The 1,601-nt window shown below is 63.6% G+C and carries 3 protein-coding genes; 2 read left to right on the forward strand and 1 reads right to left on the reverse strand.

Annotated elements, in window-relative coordinates; translation table 11 throughout:
• Window positions 1-336 precede the first annotated feature (336 nt).
• On the reverse strand, window positions 337-594 hold the full coding sequence (locus tag EOC06_RS45240) for a LysR substrate-binding domain-containing protein (protein WP_128309896.1): 258 nt from the start codon (window positions 592-594) through the stop codon (window positions 337-339).
• Here EOC06_RS45240 and EOC06_RS34285 point away from each other — a divergent pair.
• Together EOC06_RS34285 and EOC06_RS34290 are read left to right on the forward strand one after the other, a co-directional pair.
• Complete coding sequence (locus EOC06_RS34285; RefSeq protein ID WP_095488760.1) at window positions 550-1,230, forward strand: MFS transporter; 681 nt, start codon at window positions 550-552, stop codon at window positions 1,228-1,230. The genes EOC06_RS45240 and EOC06_RS34285 overlap by 45 nt on opposite strands.
• Before the next feature lie 17 nt (window positions 1,231-1,247).
• A partial coding sequence (locus tag EOC06_RS34290) for a hypothetical protein (protein ID WP_206631321.1) occupies window positions 1,248-1,601 on the forward strand: 354 nt, incomplete at its 3' end.

Genomic DNA, 1,601 nt, shown 5'->3' on the forward strand with positions numbered 1-1,601 from the left:
ATCACAGGGGCCGTCCTGACGGAGAGCAACGCAACCTATGCGCTGTTCTCCATCATGCTTTTTTTCGCCGGGTGCGGGCTGTTGGCGGCTGTGCTCGCGGCGCTCGTCCCAGGCGATTCTCAGTCCTATCGGACGTGATGCCGTCCTGATAAACGCGCGCTGTTTGCGCTTGAAAAAAGCAGTGCGGTGAGGAGCCCCCGTGGCGCTCGATAACGACCTTCCAGCAGCAGCAACTAAGGCAGCACAGGGTCGCGAGCGGCCACCGAAAGCTCCCATGCTAAACGACTAATTTGCAGACAGACCAGAGTTGGCTGGGGTTCTTTCAGCGAGTCCCTTTCAATTCTTCGCTGCCTTCCTCAACCAGTCGCGCATTTGTCGCACGGGCCGTGACAGGTGCGTCGTGTCAGGGGTCAGCAGATGATACTGTTCCCGTCCCGGCAGCACCGGGCCGGGAAGCTGAAAAAGACGCCCCGACCGCAGATGCTCGCCGCAGGAGAGATGGTCGCCGATGGCAATGCCAAGACCGCGCAGCGTCGCGTCGATGCACAGATGCGTGCGGTTGAAGAACAGGTGGTTGTCGAGATCGTCCAGCATGATGCCTGCCGCTTCGCAATAGCGGCGCCACCAGTAGAGCCCGCGAACGCGGCCGCGGCGCCAGAGCGGCGCGGGCAGATCATGGGTGTCTATACCGCTGCCAATGCCCTCGGTTTCGTACTCGGTCCCGCGATGATCGCGCTGATGCCGGACCGCCCGGCCGCGCTTCTCCTCGGTTGCGCCGCGATAGCGCTGATGGCGCTGATCCCGTTCGCCGCGGTGGAACGGCCGGTGAGCCGCTTGGTGGTGCCGGGATCGGCGCGCCACATCGTGTCGGCGATCACAGCCTTTCCTTTAGCCTTCGGCTTTCTCTTCATCGCCTCGATGATTGATGCCATCGCCATCAGCCTCATGCCGGTCATCATGCTCGATCGCGATTTCGACGTCTCGCAGGCGGTGCGGCTCGCCGCGGTTTTCCATGTCGGCCTGGTGATCGGGCAGCCGCTGATCGGGCTGGCGCTGGACAAGGCTGGCCGCCGCCGCACGGTTCTTGGTTGCTGCGGCCTATCGCTCGCCTGCACCCTGCCGTTGGTTCTCCGGACCAAGTATGGGGTTCTGGCCCGTAGCCGGGCTGATGCTGGTCTGGGGCGGCGCGAATTATGGGCTCTACACCGCTGGGCTCGCGCTGATCGGTGACCGCTTCCCGGGCTGAGATGCTGACGGCGGCCACCGCCGCCCTTGCCTCCGTCTATGCTCTGGCCGCGATCATCGGCCCCGTCGTCGCCGGCGGCATGATGACTGCGCTCGGCGCGCAGGGCCTATTCGGGGCAGCAGCGGTTGTCTATCTGACGGCGCTCTGCGGTGGCCTCTGGCTATTTCGGCTGGCAGAAGCATCAAATCCGCTGATGTCCGCAATGGGCTCGATCGTGCCATTCGCAATGCATGTCCAAGACAACTACAACCTTCTCGGCTTCGACTGCGGGCGACTGCTGCGCGTGTCCCGCCTCGGAGCTCGAACATCTGGAAAGGGACCTGGCCGCGAAATCTGCCAAATCCAGGTCGTGTTC

Origin of the sequence: Mesorhizobium sp. M7A.F.Ca.MR.362.00.0.0 (genome assembly GCF_004023175.1) — a bacterium.
GTDB lineage: Bacteria > Pseudomonadota > Alphaproteobacteria > Rhizobiales > Rhizobiaceae > Mesorhizobium.

What these genes read in the sequence shown, in the direction of transcription:
- EOC06_RS34285 (WP_095488760.1), top strand. Translation starts at nt 550, where the DNA reads ATGCGTGCGGTTGAAGAACAGGTGGTTGTCGAGATCGTCCAGCATGAT.
- EOC06_RS45240 (WP_128309896.1), bottom strand. Translation starts at nt 594, where the DNA reads ATGCTGGACGATCTCGACAACCACCTGTTCTTCAACCGCACGCATCTG.